Annotated in this window: 14 protein-coding genes and 1 pseudogene; 5 read left to right on the top strand and 10 right to left on the bottom strand. The window is 34.2% G+C overall.

What is annotated here, in order from left to right; genetic code table 11:
• The 3 genes from Q5N69_RS14420 to Q5N69_RS14410 all read right to left on the bottom strand — a co-directional run.
• Positions 1-305 (bottom strand): hypothetical protein (locus tag Q5N69_RS14420; RefSeq protein WP_304369739.1); only part of this gene is annotated, 305 nt, incomplete at its 3' end.
• 145 nt (positions 306-450) lie between these two features.
• Positions 451-4881: an EAL domain-containing protein gene (locus tag Q5N69_RS14415; RefSeq protein WP_304369737.1), complete on the bottom strand. Its 4431-nt coding sequence runs from the start codon at positions 4879-4881 to the stop codon at positions 451-453.
• 350 nt (positions 4882-5231) lie between these two features.
• Positions 5232-8027: an insulinase family protein gene (locus Q5N69_RS14410; RefSeq protein WP_304369735.1), complete on the bottom strand. Its 2796-nt coding sequence runs from the start codon at positions 8025-8027 to the stop codon at positions 5232-5234.
• Between the two features lie 203 nt (positions 8028-8230).
• Between Q5N69_RS14410 and sixA the strand changes: the two genes are divergently transcribed.
• Positions 8231-8707 carry a phosphohistidine phosphatase SixA gene (sixA, locus tag Q5N69_RS14405; protein WP_304369734.1) on the top strand — a complete coding sequence of 159 codons (477 nt, stop codon included), beginning with the start codon at positions 8231-8233 and terminating at the stop codon, positions 8705-8707.
• Between the two features lie 46 nt (positions 8708-8753).
• Here the strand turns inward: sixA and smrB are convergent, their stop codons facing one another.
• A complete protein-coding gene (gene smrB / locus Q5N69_RS14400) occupies positions 8754-9290 on the bottom strand; it encodes an endonuclease SmrB (protein ID WP_304369733.1) in 537 nt (178 codons plus the stop codon).
• Between the two features lie 84 nt (positions 9291-9374).
• On the opposite strand from smrB, the gene prmB reads away from it, so the two are divergent.
• The 3 genes from prmB to Q5N69_RS14385 all read left to right on the top strand — a co-directional run bounded on the left by prmB (position 9375) and on the right by Q5N69_RS14385 (position 12821).
• Entirely contained in the window at positions 9375-10310 is a 936-nt protein-coding gene (prmB, locus tag Q5N69_RS14395; protein ID WP_304369731.1) for a 50S ribosomal protein L3 N(5)-glutamine methyltransferase, read from the top strand.
• Positions 10311-10453: 143 nt separating this feature from the next.
• Positions 10454-11545, top strand: coding sequence for a chorismate synthase (gene aroC / locus Q5N69_RS14390; RefSeq protein ID WP_304369729.1), 1092 nt, complete (start codon positions 10454-10456; stop codon positions 11543-11545).
• Between the two features lie 121 nt (positions 11546-11666).
• Positions 11667-12821 carry an MFS transporter gene (locus Q5N69_RS14385; RefSeq protein WP_304369728.1) on the top strand — a complete coding sequence of 385 codons (1155 nt, stop codon included), beginning with the start codon at positions 11667-11669 and terminating at the stop codon, positions 12819-12821.
• Between the two features lie 274 nt (positions 12822-13095).
• Here Q5N69_RS14385 and hmpA read toward each other — a convergent pair whose 3' ends face one another.
• From hmpA to Q5N69_RS14370, 3 genes and pseudogenes are all read right to left on the bottom strand, one after another.
• Positions 13096-14277, bottom strand: coding sequence for an NO-inducible flavohemoprotein (gene hmpA / locus Q5N69_RS14380; RefSeq protein ID WP_304369726.1), 1182 nt, complete (start codon positions 14275-14277; stop codon positions 13096-13098).
• A 43-nt stretch (positions 14278-14320) separates the two neighbouring features.
• Positions 14321-15592, bottom strand: a pseudogene (locus tag Q5N69_RS14375) (NnrS family protein).
• Position 15593: 1 nt separating this feature from the next.
• Positions 15594-15920, bottom strand: a complete 327-nt coding sequence (locus tag Q5N69_RS14370; protein ID WP_304369725.1) for a hypothetical protein — start codon at positions 15918-15920, stop codon at positions 15594-15596.
• A 219-nt stretch (positions 15921-16139) separates the two neighbouring features.
• Here Q5N69_RS14370 and norR point away from each other — a divergent pair, with 219 nt between their 5' ends.
• On the top strand, positions 16140-17726 hold the full coding sequence (gene norR, locus Q5N69_RS14365; protein WP_304369723.1) for a nitric oxide reductase transcriptional regulator NorR: 1587 nt from the start codon (positions 16140-16142) through the stop codon (positions 17724-17726).
• Between the two features lie 96 nt (positions 17727-17822).
• Here norR and lipA read toward each other — a convergent pair whose 3' ends face one another.
• From lipA to ybeD, 3 genes are all read right to left on the bottom strand, one after another.
• Positions 17823-18791 carry a lipoyl synthase gene (lipA, locus tag Q5N69_RS14360; protein ID WP_304369722.1) on the bottom strand — a complete coding sequence of 323 codons (969 nt, stop codon included), beginning with the start codon at positions 18789-18791 and terminating at the stop codon, positions 17823-17825.
• A complete protein-coding gene (gene lipB / locus Q5N69_RS14355) occupies positions 18781-19440 on the bottom strand; it encodes a lipoyl(octanoyl) transferase LipB (RefSeq protein WP_304369720.1) in 660 nt (219 codons plus the stop codon). The genes lipA and lipB overlap by 11 nt, the downstream gene beginning before the upstream one ends.
• 77 nt (positions 19441-19517) lie before the next feature.
• Positions 19518-19781, bottom strand: a complete 264-nt coding sequence (gene ybeD, locus Q5N69_RS14350) for a DUF493 family protein YbeD (RefSeq protein ID WP_304369719.1) — start codon at positions 19779-19781, stop codon at positions 19518-19520.
• Positions 19782-19869 lie beyond the last annotated feature (88 nt).

Genomic DNA, 19869 nt, shown 5'->3' with positions numbered 1-19869 from the left:
CTAGCAGTTCTGCGAGCTACTTCTTCGATAGAGAAGCTATCATCTACACGACGAGCCGTTCTGCGAGCTACTTCCTCGATAGAGAAGCTATCATCTACACGACGAGCAGTTCTGCGAGCTACTTCCTCGATAGAAAAGCTATCATCTACACGACGAGCCGTTCTTCGAGCTACTTCATCGATAGAAAAGCTATTATCTACACGACGAGCAGTTCTACGAGCTACTTCTTTTATTTCTATTTGATTTACATCTGCTGTTGGAGCAGGTTGAGCCATTACTAGTGATAAGATTATTGAACTTAACATGTGTATTCCTCATTTTTTATTATTTATTTTTATTAGTGCGTTTTATTAGCACTATAAATAAAGCGAGAAACATGCCAACTCATATTATTTAATTAAATCCTATAATATAAGGGGTTACAGATAGTAGTCGAAATTTTGACACTCATTAACGTCTGTTAAATTCGGTCGATTTATTTGTGATCTGATGGGAAAGCAAATATTTTTGAAAGTCATTTTCTGGTAAAGGTTTACTGTATAAGTAGCCTTGTAATTGTTCACAATGTAAACCCGATAAGAAGTTTAGTTGTTGGTTTGTTTCTACGCCTTCGGCTACTACATGTAAGCCTAAGTTATGCGCTATGGTTACTATAGTCGCAACCATATTACGACCTTGTTCAGATGTTTCAATATCATCAACAAATGCTTTATCAATTTTTAATGTATTTAACGGGAATTTTTTTAAGTAAGCTAAAGAAGAGTAGCCCGTGCCAAAGTCATCCAATGAAAGATGGATTCCCATCGCTCTTATTTGCAACATTGTATCTATAGCTTGTTGTGGTGAGTCCATAACAGTACCTTCTGTTATTTCGAGTTCTAAATACTTTGCAGGTAAACCACTCTCTTTGAGGATATCTGAAATCATACCGACAAGATTCGGTTGAGTAAATTGTACGGCTGATAAATTTACGGCAATACGGCCTTCGAATAGCCCTGCATCTACCCACTTCTTAGTTGCAAAACATGACTTTCTAAGAACTATTTCGCCAATATCGATTATTTGCCCCGTTTCTTCAGATACAGGGATAAATACAACAGGGCTTATTATGCCTTTAGATGGTGTTTCGAAGCGAACCAGCGCTTCCATACCGGCTACTTTACCAGTACTGATCTCTATTTTAGGCTGATAAAATACTGAGAAATAATCTTCTTTTAAACCATGACGCATTAAGTTTTCTATTTGTAGTCTTTTAACAGCTTTTTTATTCATTGATTCATTGAAGAATTGGTATTTATTGCCACCACTGTTTTTTGCATGATACATTGCAGTATCAGCATTCTTTAATAACTCTTGTGATGATGCGCCATCTTCAGGGAATAACACAATACCGATACTGCTGTACAACACCACCTCTTGGTTCTTTAATTTCATTGCTTGAGCAACAGTTTTAAGTGTGTTTTTGGCAATAGTGGTTATCGTGTGAATGTCATTTGTATTTTCGACAATTATACTAAATTCATCACCGCCGAGTCGGTATACAGTATCTTGTTTCCTTCCAGATGCAATAATTCTTTGAGCAACTTTACATAACAAAGCGTCGCCAACACCGTGGCCCATAGAATCGTTTATTTTTTTGAAGTTATCTAAGTCAAAAACCAGTAAAGCATGAGGCGTTTTAGCTTTTACTAGGCGAGTTTGATTTGCTTGAAAATAAGATCTATTTGGTAATCCTGTTAATGTATCTGAATTTGCTAATTTTCTTAGTTCAATTTCATTGTTTTTACGCTCTGTAACATCAGAAAAGACACCAACAAAATGTGATATGTTGTTATTTTCATCTTTGATAATATCGATATTTAAATCGATGGTGTATATATCTCCGTTGATATGTTTGTCTTCTATTTCTCCGTGCCAACTACCTTGAGTGATCAAATGTTTTTTAATGTTTTGTGTAAAACTTTCTGAATATTGCTTAAAGCGTAAGCTAGTACCTAACATGTCACTTTTTTTGATTTGCGTGATTCGTTGGTAAGCTTTGTTAACATCTACAATGGTAAATTGACGGTCAAAAATAACCACAGCATCCGATATGTTTTCAATACACTTAGCAAATAATTTTAACCTTTCATCTGTTCTTTTTATTTGGCTAATATCCTTCAAAGTACCTGTCATTCGAGTAGGAGAATTTTTCTCATCCCGTTCTACTATTTTCCCTCTATCAAGCACCCAAATCCACCGATTATTTTTATCTTTTACTCTATAGGTGGCTTCAAAGTGATCAACTTCATCGGTAAAATGAGCATTTAAGGCCGATCTTACTCTAGGTATATCATGCTGATGTATATTGGTTTGCTCCGCTCCCACATTTCTTTTACCATCTTGTGGAAACTCTAGTATCCCCCAAATGTTAGAACGAAAAATCTTACCGTTAACAATATTCCAATCCCACATTTCATCTCCACTACCCCATAGCGAAAGCTTTAAGCGTTCTTCACTTAGTTGTATTTGCAGGTGAGATAAACGTTGTTGTCTTAATTGAAATAAGAAATAACCGACAATAAGTAATATAACTAAAGCATATAAGGTGAGCGCTAAAGTAGATAACCACCAAGGTGGCATAATAGTTAATTTCAATGTTTTAGTTTTACTATTTGAAGGGGTAATTGAATCAATAGCTTGTACTTCAAATATATAAGAACCAGCATCTAAATTAGTATAAGTAGCTCTGCGATTATTGGTATCAGTTTCAATCCAGTCTTCTTCAAGTCCTTGGAGGCGATATTTGTATTTTATTTGATTCGGAATTTTTACATTAGGTGAAATAAACTCAATACTGAAAGGAGATTGTTCATGTTGTAATGTTAGATTTTTCAGATTATTTATATGATTATTTAACGTAAATATAGGAGAGGTATCTGCATTTCCAGACTGAGCTAATACATTGATTTTCTTATTCGCTAGCAATAGGTTAGTTAAAATAGGCTTGTTTGTACTTTGTTCTATAGCAAGAACCTCACTCAATTTTGCTCTATGAAAACCATTCAGCCCACCAAAGTAGGCGACTTTTTCTGATGAATATAAAATACTACCGTTAATAAATTCATTATCATTTACACCAAAACTCTCTCCAAAATTCATGACTGTTTTTTTGAAAGGATTAATTGCGGAAATTCCTTTGTTAGTACTAAACCAAGCATTTAGGTCTTCATCAACAAATAAACCATTTATGGAATTGTTAGCTAATTTATTATTTTCGTTGAAAACATGAGTTTCTCCAGTCTGAGCATTAAAAAGTAAAATACCTTGGTCAAATGAACCCAACCAAAACCAATCACCGGATTTGATTATGTGTTTTGAATTGCTAATGAGATAATCTGTCGATTTAATATTGTAAATAGTTTCGAAGGTTTTATTTAAAAACGAGAACTTAACTATTTTATTATCTAATGATGTTGCCCAAATAAAGTCGTTGTCATTACCCTCATCGAAGAAAAGACTAGTTATTTTCGTAGAATGGTCTTGGTAACTATTAAACTGTTCTGATGATAAATCGTAACTAGACAGGTTATTTTCATTGTTAATAAACCACAATTTATTATTTATAAATAAAATTATATTAGTTTCATGGGGATAATTAGAGTTTTTAACCCAATTTTTATGATTAATTAACTCATTCGTATTTAAATTATATTCAAACAAATCATTATCAATAGTTCTAACTATTATAACGTCTGAAGACTTGTTAATAATATGGTGAATGCTTCCATCAAATTTAATAGGAAGCTTAGTCTGCTCTTGACCTCTTAAACTAAATAATTGACCATCTCCTCTAGCTAATATTTTCTGCTTGTCTGGTAACTCAATGAAAAAATCTAATATTTGGTTCTTTGAATCATCATCAAATTTAAAATGCTTAAAGCTCATCGAAATAGAAGAGAATGTATTGATACCTCCATCGGTACATATCCATATTGTGTCTGATGAGCTTTTATGTAATTTATAAATGTAATTGTTTATTATCGAATTTTTAGATTCTCTAACTTTATGATGGACAGTGTTTTGATGATGAAGGTTGTAGATGGTTAAACCAAATTCGGTTGCTATCCAAACATGGGTATCATCTATTTGTAGAATAGAATTTACCATGTTTGAAGAAATAGGAGCGTTTACTGATTGTGAGTCTAAGTGTCTTTTTAACTTATAATTTTTATCAACAATAAATATACCTTTGTCTGTTGCTAGCCAATAGTCATTATCAACTATAGCTATATCAGATAGGCGATTTGCATCGATGTACAAACTCCATTTATTTTCTTTTTGAAGTGATATTGCAGTTTTTAGGTTGTTACCAACAATATAAATTCCATTTTCATAGGTACCAAGCCAGAAGTTACCTTGCTCATCTTGAAAGAAGATTTTAATTTCTTTTAGTTTATTATCATCATCTTTAATTTTTATTCTGTGAAAATTATTTTGATTTTCATCGTAATAATGAATACCTGATTCAGTAGTTATCCAAATTTTATTATCTCTGTCTTGATATATATCCCAAACAACATTATCTTGCAGGCTAGTCGTTGTGTTTTTGTTGTGTAGATAATTGTCAAAATTATCTGTTTTTTCATTGTAACGGCTTAGGCCATTTTGTGTTCCTATCCAAAGTCGGCCAGAATTATCCACAAAGACTTTTCTTATGAAATTATTCGCTACAGATGTTTTATCAAGAATGTCGTTTTTGTAATGTGTGAAGTCTTTACCATCATATTTATTCAAGCCTTCTTGAGTTGCTATCCATATAAGCCCTTGTTTATCTTCGACAATGTCGAAAACATAACTCTGAGATAAGCCATCTTGTATAGTAATTGACTCAAACTTCAATTCTGGACTAACAATATATTCGTAGGCTAAGGAATTATTTATAGATAAAAGGAGAGAAAATAATATTGCATACCTTAATATTATTTTTTGAAATAGATTTGCCAATATAGGGCTTATAAAATTAAACAATACAACAACCTTGAAATGTATTTACGTTTAAGGTGACTACATTCTGTTTGTTTACATTATTTAATATATAAACGCGCAATCACTATGATTTTATTAATTATTCTTTGTATCACTGTGCTATTAAAAGTCATGCTTTGGCTTAAGTCAACTATTGAGTTAAGCAATATCTTTTAAAGCACTTCAACAAGTTATTCACATTCGTCATAGTGTTATCGGCAGGTTTAGTTTTTTCTTTGGTAATTATTTAATAAATATAGAGTATTTTTAATATCTTTATTTTGAACTGTGCTGTTTTTTAGATCGTGATTACTATTAAAAGATAATAAGTTTATTCTATCTGGTGTATTACTTGGGCATAAGGTTTCTTTTATAAAGTTTTTTATTTGCTCTAAAGTCAGTTTTTGTATTTCATCTATAAGTTGTACTTTTTGATTAAAGTTACATTCATCAGCACTAATAGAAGCCCAAAAGCGCTGACTTTTAATACGTAAACTTGAGTCTTTTTCTAATAACTGACTGGATAGCCCATGTTTGATATGTTCCCAATGTTCTGTTTCCATTGCTTCAATATTCAAACAAGCATTAATGATAAAGTTATCTATAGCTTCTGATAAATCAACTGATTGGGTGTTAGGTGATTGAATATAAAACGCAATACCTGGGTATCGATTAATTGGAATGAAGTTCACACCAACTAAATAGCCATATTGCTTTTCTGTTCTTATTTCCTGAAAAAACATTGGAGATAGAAGTTGACTGGTGAGCATGCATTTAGCAACAGAGATTAGATCTTTGTTATGTATTGGGTAATAAGTAATAGTTGAGTGATCATGTTTGGGTAAAATAAGTGGTAATTCAATTTTACCTTGGTTTTCTATGCTGATCACTGAAGGGAAAACTTTGTAATGATCATCCATATTGTTTGTGAAAAATTGTTTAATTAATTTACCTATTTCTTTTGCGCTATTTATTTCCCAATTACCATGTATTAATGACTTAACTGATACTTGAGTAAAAATCTGCTTGGTAAAGTCAGTGAATTGACTAAACGTAATGTTTTTTAATGCGCTTGATAGGTTTTTAGAACTTGAATTATTAGGTTGAATTGTTGAACTTAAATAAGAGAACAGTTGGGATATAGATTTGCTTGAACTTGTATTATCCCAATGGCTAATTAATTGACTTTTAAATAAATTAAATTGTTCTTCTTTGAAAATAGCCTGTTTTAGGTCTTTTAGTAATTGCTGGAGTAGGTGGCTTTGTTTTTCGGTAAAACCGGATGTTTGCAATGTCATGCCACCTTGGTGTGCATATAAATGATATTGAATGCCTGCAAGTTCAGCGTCGTAATGTTTTTCTGTTATTGAATCACTGAATAAGTCTACAAATAGTCTTGCCATAGCAATGTTTTCTGTTGATTGAATTATTATTGGTGAATCAATGCCAATGTAAATATATCCTTTGGGAATATTAAAAATGAGATCTTGTTTGAACCAAAGCTCGTATCCACTTTCATTATCTATACATTCAGGAAGTGGTGAACATTTTTGTTTTTCTTCTTGAGTTAATGAATTAGATAGAACAATAGGCTTTTTCACTATGTAAGGGTTTTTATCTGGAAGTGATAATGCTTCGTTATGGTTAGGCTGCTCCCAACTTTCCAGTAATGTAATATCTATTGGGGAAATACTATAAGGGACTTCATACCATTTACTTCTTTTTTCAAAGTGATTATTTTTACTGACGTGAATGATACGCATATTTTTAGGGGTAAAATAAGATAACAAATCATTTATTTCTTCTAGACAATAATTTGTCATAGCATAATCACCGAAGATATAGTCATCTTCTGGGTAATGCTGCATATTCACCACTAATTGGCACACTGAATCGATAGGTTTAGTTTTTTCAGCATATTTAAAAGCTATCTCAGCTAGAGTTTTCTTTTCTTGAAAGTAAGACTCAGGCAAGGGGGATTTCTTCATTAGGTGAATATATTGAAATACAATTGTTGTTATTTCATTTACTTTACTTTCACCTAATTCTGTTAAATGAAAACTAATATTAAAATCTTTAAAGTTTGAGCCATTAATACCTGAACCCGCTGTTAGTTCTAAAACCCAATGTTTACTTTTTAGCAAAGCCAAAATACTACCAACACCTTCATGGCCAAGTAAGTAAGCTAAAATTGATTCTGGTTTGTTTTTATATAAATGATCAATTGAAGGCATAGCAAAGCTAATAATTAATTGATGATCATCTTTTACAGGACATACATTGATTAGTGTAGCTTGATTTTCTGCTAAATATAATGGTGCTGTTATTGTACAGTCGACAGCTTGTTTATCCGAAATATCTGAAAACTTTGACTCTGCAAGTATTTGTAATTCATCTAATGATTGAGGACCTTCAAGTACAAGTGTCATTTTTTCGGCATGATAATATTTATTATAAAAAGCTAAAACTTCTTGTTGAATACTTTCCCCATTTCTATCTGCTAGGGTTTGATGGTTTCCGACCGAAAATTTAGAAAAAGGGTGGGCTTGATTGATAGTTTCTTTATGTACATCGTAAAGCCTACGAATATCATCTTTCAATTTAAGCTTATATTCGGCGTCTATGTTTTTTCTTTCAGACTGAATAAATTCATCACTTAAAAGTGGTTTAGTAAAAAATTGGCTAAATCTGTCTAGAGCTTCTTCAAAAAATTGATAATTAATATCGAGAAAAAAACAGGTGTGTTCTGTAGCTGTCCAAGCGTTATTGTGGCCACCATGCTGACTTATGAATTTTTGGTATTCGCTACCATCTGGATATTTCTCTGTGCCTAAAAATAACATGTGTTCTAAAAAGTGAGCTAGGCCATGTCTATCGGTTGGGTCACTAAAATGCCCAACGTTAACTGTTAAGGCGGCTGCAGACTTTTTAGTCTCGTTATTATTAACTAATAAAACACGTAAACCATTGTTTAATGTTAAAGGTAAATAATGCTTATGATCATTAGGACTTTTTTTCAAAGTGAGCTCCAGCTCAGTTATTATTTTTTACAGCACATGAAAAATAAAGGGAAAATTGTAAAATTAATTAATTTTTAAATTACCGTATGGAATAAGATGAGTCCATTATATTCTTAACAGTTGTTATAAAAAAAATCACTATTGCTTTACTATAGCCCCAATTTATAAAACTGATGCATACATTTGGTATGCATGGATTAATTATGCAAGTTTATATCATGCGTCATGGCCAAGCGTTTACTTCTGGCACTGACGATGCACTCCGAGAATTAACATCGGAAGGCAAGCTGGAAGCTAATGAAATGGCAAAATGGATTGCCAAGCAAAATATCGCTATTGATAAGGTGATTGTTAGTCCTTTTGTTCGAGCTCAACAAACAGTCAAAGAAATAAGTAGTTCGATAGGTAAAGATGTTGCGATAACCACATTAGACTTTATTACGCCTTCTGGCTCTGCTCAACGTATGCATGATTATATTGATGGGATTTGTGTTTCAGAGAATGTTGGCCACTTATTAATCGTGTCTCATATGCCTCTTGTTTGTTATTTAGTTGCTGAATTAACATCTGATGGCGACTGTCCAATCTTTCAAACGGCTTCTATTGCTCATATTGATTATGATATTGAGCGTATGAAAGGAGAATTGGTAAGTTTAACTGCCCCAAGCGATTTAGATTAATAGAGCTAAATGATCAGAGGATTAATATTTAGCTCATCTCGTATGATTAACCAAACTTATCTTCTATTTCTACTAAAGCTAAAATAGCTCCGTTTCCACCCCATTCTAAAGGTGCTTGATGAAAAGCCATGACATCAGGATGCTGAACTAACCAATGAGGTACTTTATTTTTGAGAACTCTTGAGCCTAAGCCATGAACAATACAAATACAGTGAGCATGTTCTTTTTGACAGGCAAATAACAATGCGGCTATTTCTAATTTAGCTTGCTGTTGATCTAATCCATGTAAATCTAAAATAAGATCAGGTGCATAGTCGCCCCTTCTAAGTTTTTTAGTTTCAAAAGTATCTACATCATCTCTAGTATATTTTAACGGCCCTTGCTGATTAAGATTCGGTTCAAAATCGTCAGAGAAGTAAAACTGTGCGTTTTGCTGATTAGATTCTTTTTCTTTAATAAGCTTTTTCGTTGCTGTACTTCTCTTTGAGGGGAGGATTTTATCCTGTACAATAGGTTTTACTTTACCTATAGCATCTTTAAAGAGTTGTTTTTCTTGTAGCGTTAAGCTGTCTTTTAGTTTCATCAGGTAAGTTTAAAAACATCTATCACTAATCACAAGTAAATTAGTCAGTTCAGTTGAATAATACATAATCCTATAGGACACCATGTGAAAGCGTTAAATTTTTCATCAATTAATGAGCAATTAAATACAACAGGCGATTTCGTTAGATTTGCAGCCAGTCAATTTAACCAAGCTGACCTTTATTTCGGTCATGGTATGGCCAACGCATGGGATGAAGCTATTTCATTAATCATGTTTACTTTAAATCTACCAGAAGACTTATTTGAGCAAGTATTTACTTGTCAGTTAACCGCAGATGAGAAGCAAGAGGTACTTACTATTATTGAAAAGCGCATAGTAGAAGAAATTCCTGCGGCTTATTTAACTAATCAGGCCGTCTTCGCAAATTTACCTTTTTATGTGGATCAACGTGTACTTGTACCAAGATCTCCGATTGGTGAACTTATTGAAAAGAAATTTTCGCCCTTTATTAGTGAACAAAATTCACCGGTAAGAATTTTAGATTTATGTACAGGCAGCGGCTGTATTGCTATTGCTTGCGCCTATGCTTTTCCTGATGCTGATATTGATGCCGTAGATTTATCTATAGATGCATTAAATGTTGCTAATATCAATATAGAGAACCACGGTTTATCTGAACAAGTTATTCCAATTCAGTCTGACGTTTTTTCTGGGGTTGAAGGGCAAGTTTATGATTTAATTGTGACCAATCCTCCGTATGTAGACCAAGAAGATGTAGATTCACTTCCACAGGAGTATTTACACGAACCAGAAATGGGCTTGGGATGTGGTGAAGACGGTCTTGATATTGTTAGAAAAATTTTAGCAGAAAGTGCCGAACACTTATCAGAAAATGGTATATTAATTTGTGAAGTAGGCAATTCACAAATACATGTTAGCTCTGTTTATCCTGAAGTACCGTTTAAATGGTTAACATTTGAACGCGGCGGTCATGGTGTTTTCATGCTAACTAAAGCAGAATTACAAGAATTTTCAGACATTTTTAAACAAAATGTTTAATTTCAGTTTATATAGCAATAGCAAAATAAGTATATAAATGTTGAGTTAGATAAAATTTAGAATAAAAACGATTAATCTAAAATTACCCAACAACTTATTTTTTATTGGTATTAATTTATATTAACAAAGGTAGTTAATTCAGTATGTCAGGCAATACATTCGGAAAATTATTCACAGTAACCACTTATGGTGAAAGCCATGGTTTAGGTTTAGGCGCAATTATAGATGGTTGCCCTCCAGGTTTAGCATTAACGGAAGCGGATCTACAAATAGATCTCGACCGTCGTAAACCAGGTCAATCCCGCTTTACTACTGCTCGCCGTGAAGATGACGAAGTAACGATTATGTCGGGTGTATTTGAAGGTAAAACGACTGGTACGCCAATTGGGTTGATGATCAAAAATAAAGATCAACGTTCACAAGATTATGGCAACATATCTGAAAGCTTCCGACCTGGCCATGCTGATTATACTTATTGGCAAAAGTACGGTATTCGTGATTATCGTGGTGGTGGGCGTTCTTCTGCTCGTGAAACTGCGATGCGTGTTGCTGCTGGCTCTGTTGCTAAGAAGTTCCTAAAAGAAAAATTAGGTATTGTTATTCGAGCTTGTGTAACACAAATAGCTGATATTAAAGCTGAGAAATATGATTGGGATTTAGTAGAAACGAATCCATTCTTCTTCCCTGATGAAGATAAGCTTGAGCAACTTGATGAATACCTACGTGGCATTATGCGCGAGAAAGATTCTATCGGTGCTAAATTAACCGTTGTTGCTGAAAATGTTCCTGTTGGTTTGGGTGAGCCTATTTTTGATCGACTAGATGCTGATATTGCTCATGCTTTAATGGGAATTAATGCCGTTAAAGGTGTTGAGATTGGCGATGGTTTTGAAGTAGTTAATCAAAAAGGTTCTGTACATCGTGATGAATTAACACCAAATGGCTTTGCTAAGAATAGTGCAGGTGGCGTGTTAGGTGGTATTTCTTCAGGACAAAGTATTGTTGCTCACATTGCTTTAAAACCAACATCAAGTATTGGTGTAAGTGGAAAAACCATTAACAAGCAGGGTGAATCTACTGATTTAATCACCAAAGGTAGACATGATCCATGTGTAGGTATTCGTGCAGTACCTATTGCTGAAGCTATGCTAGCTTTAACTCTAATGGATCACTTTATGCGTAACCGAGCTCAAAATGCTGATGTTATGTGTGAAACGCCAGACATTTCTAAGTAATAATCTGATCTACAAAAAAGCTGATATCATGTCTATTTGATACCAGCTTTACTTTAACTACAACTCATCGTCATTATTAACCCAATCATTGTTTAAGCATTTTATTTATTAAGGTAAATGAATGAAGTCTTTATTGTTTGTCCGTTCCTCGTTTAGCTATTTTTGGTATTTTGGCTTATTGGGTTTGATCATTCCTTTTTTACCACTTTATTTAGATGGAAAGAATTTTTCATCTGAAGAAATAGGTGAAATGCTCGCTATTATTGCTGCGACAAAAATAATTGGTCCGACTTTATGGGCTGCTTTGGCAGATAAAACAGGACAGCAGCTTGGCATTATCAGGTTAGGTGCCTTTTTAGCGTGTGCACTTTTTACCTTTCTTTTTTGGCTTAATGATTATTGGCCAATTGTGTTTTGTTTAGCGGCCTTTAGTTTATTTTGGAATGCGATTTTACCGCAAATCGAAGTGATGACGTTAAATTCTATTAGAAAAAGCCCTAAAATTTATGCACGTATTCGCTTGTGGGGCAGTATAGGTTTTATTTTCTTTGCTGTAATAACTGGCGAGCTGATAGAAAAGTTTAGTTCTGAGGTTTTCACTTATGTAGGGTTTGTTATTTTATTTGGGTTGTTTATATCTACGCTTTTAGTAAAACAATCTAGAATTAAAAAGTCTCAAATCACAAAAACATCATCAATTACTGATAAGTTGTTTAATGTGAATTTTGCTGTGTTTTTTATTGCTGGGCTTTTATTACAACTCAGTTTAGGTACTTACTACAGCTTCTTTGGTTTATATTTAAGAGATTTAGAGTATCCAACTATAGCTGTCGGCTTACTTATATCGTTAGGGGTTGTAGCTGAAATAACTATCTTTATTTATGCGGGTAAAATATTTAAATATTTTAGTATTAAAAGCATTTTAATATTTAGTTTGATGATTACGGCTTTACGTTGGTTCCTGATGGGACACTTTGGCGACGTTATGATTATTATGGTTCTTTCACAACTAATTCATGCGGCAAGTTTTGGTTTATATCACAGTGCATCGATTCAATTCTTACAACAACATTTTGATCCTAGCCAGCAAAATAGAGGGCAAGCTATTTATATTGGTGGCGTTTATGGTGTAGGTGGAGGTATTGGTGCTTATTATGCTGGAACACTTTGGTTAGAAGGAAGTGGGGCAACTAATGCCTTTGATATGGCGGTGTTGGCTGCATTTGTTGGTGCGATATTTACTCTCTTTATTAAAACCAACCATAAAAATATTTAACGAATTAAACTAACAAAAGTAAAACTGAAGGTAACTCCAATCACTTGGTTTTACCTTCAATCTTTATATTTAACCTAAACTCGGTTTAAGATGTTTTTAATTCATTGAAATAATTACTAATAAAATTTAACTTATACTCTAGCTTGATAGTTTTTCTTTCTTCAAGGCAAATTTCGCGTCAATAGCTAGCCTATTGCAAGTAAATTTAACGATGAAGCAAGGAAAAGTAGGTGTTAGAGAAGAATATATTAAGCCGATCTCAGGTTATTTAATCTTACAACGTTGAATGAGGACCAAATACCTCATAATGAATGCGGCTCTCGCTAACGCCAAGTTTTATTAATTCCTCTTTTGCAAACTTCATAAATCCAACAGGTCCACATAGGTAAAAATTGCCATCGTCTTTCGGTAAATTAACTTGCTTGAAGTTAATTAAACCTTGAGATGTGTTTGGCTTATTAGCTTCTCCATTATTGTACCAAGTATGGTATTGCCAATTGTTTTCATTACATAAATCATGTGTACGTTGCTCAAATGAATGTTGTGCTGAATTTTCGCAGGCGTGAAGGTAATGCACAGGTTGAGCAGCATTTGCTTCAGCTAATTCTTCTAACATGGCTTGCATAGGTGTTATTCCAACACCCGCAGAAATTAGAACAACAGGTGCAGCATCAGCAATTAAAATAAAATCTCCAGCGGGCGCATGTAAATCTACTAAGTCGCCTATTTTTAAATTATCGTGTAAATGATTAGACATTAAGCCATTCTTTTCACCGAGTTCACGCTTTACCGATATTCGATAACTTTTCTCATTCGACGTAGTAGAAAGAGAATACTGTCTTATTTCAACATGCTTACTATCTTTTGGCGTTAATTCTATACCAATAAATTGACCTGCTTGATGAGTCATTGTTGGTTGTTGATCCATAGGTTCGAATATAAAGCTGGTAACAAATTCAGATTCAACAATTTTATCAACTAAACAGAATGCACGTTTACCTCGCCAACCACCTAAACTTGCAGCACGTTCACTGTATAACTCCTCTTCTCTATTAATAAAGATTGTAGCTAAAACACCATAGGCAGAAGTCCACGCATCTTCTACTTGTTGTGTGAATTGCACAGGTAATAACTCTCTTAAGGTTTCAATCAGATGTAAACCTACGACCTGATAATGTTCAGGTTGAATATAAAAGCTAGTATGTTTTTGTGTTATACGTTCAACTGCGTGTTTTAGTACAGCAAGATTATCTATATTTTTAGCGTAAGCTAAAATTACTTCAAATAATGCTGTTTTTTGACGACCAGTCTCCTGATTACTCATATTGAAAATATCTTTTAACTCAGGGTTATAAGTAAATAAGCGCTTATAAAAATGTTCTGTGATTGCTGTGCCGCCACTTTCTAATAATGGGATTGTACTTTTTACTATGTTGATATGTTCTGTGGTTAACATGGATAGCTCCTAAGTCGTTAACTAATAAAGGTAAAAGATTTAATCAAGATTGTTGTTGTTTTTCTGTTGTTAAAATTGGCCAGTAAACTTTCAAAAATATAAGCATGGCGATTACCCAAAGCGCAGCACTTAAACTCCATGCAAAAAGAGTGGGGTTTACGTGCACAGCTTGAAATAGCTCTGTAGGGAAATAAGGCATAAAGCCTCGTGTTAAGGCGGCAACAAGCATAATTAAAAAACTGAAAGCGATAATGTTCTTCACTTTTAATGCTCGGTTTGTATGACCAAGAGACACTCGACTCATCATAGCCAGTATCATCAAACTCATAGCGCCAATAGTAAGTAAATGTAGAGCGTCGCTGAAACTAATGCCGATGTTGTAATAACTTAATCCCAGCATTAATAGTCCTAATGCAATAAACAAATAGGAAATATGTAATTACCATAATAGAGGGACAGATAAGGTTTTAAGCGGGCGCCAATGTAGTAAACGAATGAAATGTAAAATACTTGCCGTAATTATAAAAATGGCAGGCATTACAGATAAATCAAAAAAGCCACTTAAGATGAACACAACTATGCTGAATAAAGACACTATGATTAATGAAAAATTAAGCCAGTTAGGTGTTGTAATCGCTTCTGTATTTGCGCCACGTACAGTAAAAAATGGGATAACACGACCACCAATTAAAGACATAAGTAAAACAAACACTAAAATCATAGAACGTGATAAATGCAGCGCTATGTCTGTGCTTCCTGAAATATCCGTCACTAAGACTAACGTATTCATTAATGCCATCAAAAATAGCATGGCGATAAATAAATAATTTCTTTTATTTTGTGCTGATATGACTTGTTTAGTGTAAATATAGATAACCGCTATCCACCAAATAGCTTGTAAAACTAAAGCTGTATATACAGAGTATTCAGTGTTGATGAGTAGAGCGATACGAACAATTAACCATACTAAAATTAATAGAGCTAAAGCTTTGCCATGTAAACTGCGTACTCCAGTCCAGGTTTGTGATGCAGTTAAAATAAAAGCAACGGCGATGGTAGCTGAAAACCCAAAAATCATTTCATGAAGATGCCAAACTACAGGTGTTAATCCTGTTGTATTGAAGCTAAACACTCCATTTAAAAAAGCTAACCATAAGGTTAAGCAAGTAACGGCAAACGCTGGTGCCAGAAGAAAATGACTCCTAAAAGGCAGATCAAAAATCACATGAGCAAAAATAGATTTTGTTGTGAGTAATGAGTGGGTTTTAGACTTTGAGTTAACAGGTTCTTCTATCTTTAATAAATTGTTTGTCATATTAAAATGCCTTATGCCCTAAACCATGAGCGCCTATGCATCGAATAACATAAGCTATTTTCGCTATTGCTGCGCTGATAATGGTGCTGATATGAGCCATTATTTGTACACCTAAACTGAAGTGCTCAGTAAACACGTAACTTACAAGTATGCTTATTGTCATAACGAGTAACGAGACCATAGTGAGATAATTTCCAAATGTTATAAATAACGCATAATCCACTCGGGTTGTTGAATGATGATGTGATAAGTCATTTGATGAGAGACTTGGTAAAGTGTTTGGTAAGAAACTTGGGAAAACACTATGCAAAATACTGTATTTCAACATTTAACACCTCGTTATTTTATACTTAGAATGCAGTAATAAATTATTTATATATTTAGTTATATCAAGACTCAGGCCATGTTTGTTAACTGTTTTTATATCAGTTGTTTAGTGTTTTTTATTTCCTGTTGAAGTCAAAATGACTCATGATTGTTCGTAGTCATTTTGACTTCTTTTTTTTTATATGACATGGTGAGTAAAATATTGAAAAAACGATATAACATGAACGAAATTTCTTCCGCTGCATTAATTGAATTGTCGCTAAACTTAACTAAAAGCTTAACCAGTAATGATCGTTTCGATAACTTGCTTTCAACCATAAGAAAAGCAATCACATGTGAAGCTGTTGCTGTGTTAGCTGTAAAGGGGGATAACCTTGTTCCGTTAGCATTACAGGGGCTAACTAAAGACACTTTAGGACGTCGTTTTGTTATTGATGAACATCCTCGCCTAGCCCAAATTTGTCAATCAGAAAGGTTTGTTCGATTCCCAAGTGATTGTTCATTACCTGATCCTTATGATGGTTTATTGATTGGTCGAGATGGTGATTTACCTATTCATTCATGTATGGGCATTCCTTTGCACTTTGAAGATCAGCTTATTGGTGTGTTAACACTCGACAGTTTAATTCCTAATATTTTTGATGATATTCCCGAAAGAACGCTAGAAGTTATCACTGCTATGGCTTCAGTAAGTTTAAATACAGCCCTTACTCTTGAGCAACTAGAGCGAAATATTGATCATTCTAATCAAGTTGTTGCGGCTCTAAGTCAACCTAACGTGGTTGCAGAGCAGAACGAGTTAATTGGTCAAAGCGCAAAAATGTTGGCTTTAAAAAAAGAAATCACTTTAGTAGCATCATCACAATTCAATGTGCTCATTCAAGGCGAAAGTGGTTCAGGCAAAGAACTTGTTGCTCATGATATTCATCAACAATCTTCGCGAAAAGCTTCGCCTATTGTTTATGTTAATTGTGCAGCTTTGCCGGATAATCTTATTGAAAGTGAATTGTTTGGACATGTTAAAGGCGCATTTACGGGAGCCGACAAGAACCGGGCAGGTAAATTTGTGATTGCGGATGGTGGTACCTTATTTTTAGATGAAGTGGGTGAGTTACCTTTAGCTGCACAAAGTAAATTGCTCAGGGCTATTCAAAGTAATGAGATACAAGCAGTAGGGCAAGACAAAGTAATAACCGTTGATGTTCGAATTATTGCGGCAACTAATCGTAATCTTCAAAATGAAGTTGAAAAAGGTACTTTTAGAGCGGATCTGTTTCATCGTTTAAATGTATATCCTATTGAAGTACCGCCTTTAAGAGTTCGTGATGGTGATATCGCTTTACTAGCTGGTTTTTTTATTGAGAAAACAAAACGTAAATTAGGTATTAAACAACTGAAAATATCGCCTGAAGTACTCGACTACTTATCAAGTTATCAATGGCCTGGGAACATTCGAGAATTAGAGCATTTGTTGAGTAGAGCCGCATTAAAAGCTTTTGCAAGACAAAAAGAGAAAGCTATTGTTAAAATAACACTGAATGATTGTGACGAGTTATCAAATGACGCACTTTCTCATAATAAGATAACAACTCATCAAAGAGCTGCAGTACCCACAAGTCGTATTGCTCATTCAGCCATAAATTTAAGACATGAAGTGGATGAGTTTCAGAAACAGTTAATCACAGAAGTGCTAACAGAAGAGGGAGGAAATTGGAGTTTATCAGCTAAGCGATTAGGAACAGATAGAGCCAATTTAAGCCGATTAGCTAAACGTTTAGGGATTAGTATTATAAAAACAGTAGGTTAAAGATAAGAACCAGCGAAACCTTTTAGCCATATATCAGACATAAAAAAGGTGAACTAAATTTAGTTCACCTTTATCAAGCTTTCAGAGAAGTAAATGTTACTTAACTTCTTCACCAGCTGCTTGTTTGTCGGCATGGTACGAAGAGCGAACCAGTGGACCACAGGCTGCATGGTCAAAACCCATTTTCATTGCTTCTTTTTGGAACATATCAAAGTCGTCAGGATGAACGTAACGCTCAACGGGTAAGTGATGCTTACTTGGTTGTAGATATTGACCAATGGTAAGCATAGTCACACCATGAGCACGTAAATCACGCATTACTTCTAATATTTCTTCGTTAGTTTCGCCTAAACCAACCATAAGGCCTGATTTAGTAGGAACAGTAGGATTAGCTTCGCCAAATTTCTTCAATAAATCTAATGACCATTGGTAATTAGCACCTGGACGAGCTTTTGTATATAAACGTGGCGCTGTTTCCATGTTGTGGTTAAATGTATGAGGAGGGTGAGCATTTAGTATTTCTAATGCTTTGTCCATACGACCACGAAAATCTGGAACTAAGATTTCAACTTTAGTATTCGGAGAATGTACGCTAATTTCTTTAATACATTCAGCAAATTGTTGAGCACCGCCATCACGTAAATCATCTCTATCAACAGAGGTAATTACAACGTACTTTAATGCCATGTCTTTTAATGTAAGTGCAAGTTTTTTAGGTTCGTCTTGATTTACAGCTAAAGGACGACCATGACCTACATCACAGAACGGACAACGACGTGTACAAATATCACCTAAAATCATAAAGGTTGCTGTACCGTGGTTAAAGCATTCAGACAGGTTAGGACATGATGCTTCTTCACATACAGAATGTAAGTCGTGCTTACGTAAAGCTGATTTTATCGCGTCAATACGGTCTGTCGTTCTTGGTAATTTAATACGTAACCATTCAGGCTTACGCAGCATGGTTTCTCTTTCTGATGTAACGACTTTAATTGGAATATGCGCCATTTTTTCGGCGTCACGTAATTTAGTACCCGCTTCTATACGTGATGATTTAGTTGTCATTTAATGTTTCCAACCCTGTTTTATAAACAATAGTGTTTGAATTTAAAAGAGTGCTTATATGTTTAACTAAAGACTCTCCTGCTTCTAAAATATTTTCTGGTCCATTCAATGTCGATGTTTGAACCATTTCTAAACCTGCGTAACCACAAGGATTAATTAATAAGAAAGGTGATAAATCCATGTTAACGTTTAGCGCTAAGCCATGAAAAGAACATCCTTTTCGAACTCTTAAACCTAAAGAGGCAACTTTTTTGTTATCTATGTAAACACCAGGGGCATCCGCTTTTGCTAATGCGGTAATACCATAATCATTGAGTGAATCAATGATGGCTGTTTCAATAAGCGTAACAAGCTGTCTAACGCCCATTTTTCGCCTACGTAGATTAACTAATACATAGAGTACTTGTTGTCCTGGTCCGTGGTAAGTTACTTGTCCACCACGATCTACTTTCACTACTGGAATATTACCAGGGCAGAGTAGATGTTCTTCTTTACCTGCTTGTCCTTGTGTAAAAACAGCGGGGTGTTCAACCAACCAAACTTCATCCAAAGTTTCATCATTACGGCTATCGGTAAAGCTTTTCATTGCTTCCCAAACAGTTGTGTAATCGACTTGGTTTAGTTGCCTAACTACCAAAGTATCATTCATACATTGGCCTTTAATGTATATGGAATATTATAAAAGAATAAAAGTGACATTACACCGCACAGCTTTTAAGGGAGTAATTAAAGTACGTAGCGTACTTCTTCAATAGCTGTTAAGGTTTTATAAATGGTTTCAATATGATCTTTGCTTGTAACGGTTACCGCAATAGAAACTGAATGATAATTACCTTTTGAACTTGGCTTTATCTTTGGAGAATAATCACCCGGTGTATGTTTTTGTAACTCACCAATAATAAGGTCAGGTAACTCGTCACAAGCTACACCCATTACTTTGAAGTTTAAAACGGTAGGGAATTCTAATAATTCATCAAACTTAGTTTGCATTTTTTTACCTAGATCTATCGGGTTAAGGATATTGATTTATGTTTTAACGTTATAAATATATTTTATCATTAATTTAGGCTGTAGGGCT

The organism is Pseudocolwellia sp. AS88, assembly GCF_030551755.1.
Lineage (GTDB): Bacteria > Pseudomonadota > Gammaproteobacteria > Enterobacterales > Alteromonadaceae > Pseudocolwellia.
Note: the sequence above shows the minus strand (reverse complement) of the source record. Positions and strands in the feature narration are given on the sequence as shown.